This window comes from Methanosarcina spelaei, assembly GCF_002287235.1.
In the GTDB taxonomy this organism is placed as follows: domain Archaea; phylum Halobacteriota; class Methanosarcinia; order Methanosarcinales; family Methanosarcinaceae; genus Methanosarcina; species Methanosarcina spelaei.
In genome coordinates, this window is the sequence record NZ_LMVP01000283.1 from 1 (window position 1) to 1,246 (window position 1,246).

The window sequence follows — 1,246 nt, forward strand, 5'->3', positions numbered from 1 at the left end:
CATTGGTCATCGGTTAAGCACTAAATTCCTTCTCTTGAAGATGTTTTTATATGACAATACCTTAACACATGTATCTCTATGTCTCCTCGTCCCCCACCTACTCTTGAAGACTCTCTTCGGGAAATGTTTCCCGAAGAGTGGTTAAGGCAAACTGCCAAAGAAACTGGTCTTATAAAACGTGAGCGCAAAATTGACCCTGTCATCATCTTTTGGGTTTTAACTCTTAGTTTTGGCGTACGCTTGCAGCGTACACTTTCCAGTTTGAAACGAGAATATGAAACTGAGTCCCATAAAACCATAAGCGATAGCAGCTGGTACTATCGTTTTACTCCAGAACTAGTTGAGTTCCTGCATCAGTGCGTAATTCACGGCATAGAAGAACTTGCAAAAGAACCTGGTAGAAAACTTAGCAAGAAGCTCGAAAACTTCCAGGATATTGTCATTCAGGACAGCACAATTGTTCGTCTTCACTCTTCTTTATCAGATAAATTTCCAGCAGCAAGAGCAAGAACAGTAGCTGCTGGAGTAAAAGTCGGAGTTATGGTAAGTGCGGTTGCTAACGGCCCTAAAACCGTTGCTCTGTACTCCGAAAAATCAGCTGAGATAAAAACATTGAAAATCGGTCCCTGGATCAAAGACCGTATTCTCCTTGTTGATCTTGGTTTCTACAAAACTCAGATGTTTGCAAGGGTTGAAGAAAATGGGGGGTATTTCGTTTCAAGAATTAAAAAGAATATGGATCCTGTTGTTGTTTCAATAGAGGAAGGAATGCCTAAAACAAAGTGCAAAGATTTCATAGGGAAACCTATTAGTGAGTGCATTAAGCAACTTTCTGGAAAAGATATTGATGCAGTTGTAAAAATAGCATTCAAAAGAAGAGAATATAAAGGCAAGCAAAAACAGGATGAGATGAATGTACGTCTTGTTGCAGTATATAATGACGAGGATGAAAAGCACCACATTTATATCACAAATATTCAGAAAGAGATTTTGAGACTCAGTACCAAAATCTAGTGATGGATGTAAAATTCAAAATCACTAGATTTTGTAAATGGTCACCATCCGTGTAATACAACTTAATGATTCAAGTCTTTAGATAGCGAATATTGATTTTGATAAAAACTGGATTCTTCTTGCTAATTCAGATTTTCTATCAAAAATGCAAAAATCACTGGATTTTGGAACAGAGTCGATTTTGAATGCAAAAGATATTGCAAACTTATATGGAGCAAGATGGGACATAGAA

1 pseudogene is annotated in these 1,246 nt (G+C 37.5%); it reads left to right on the forward strand.

Going from position 1 to position 1,246, the window contains the following annotated elements:
* Positions 1-78: 78 nt before the first annotated feature.
* Positions 79-993 (forward strand): annotated as a pseudogene (locus ASJ81_RS12925) (IS4 family transposase); the annotation flags it as partial.
* Between the last annotated feature and the right edge of the window lie 253 nt (positions 994-1,246).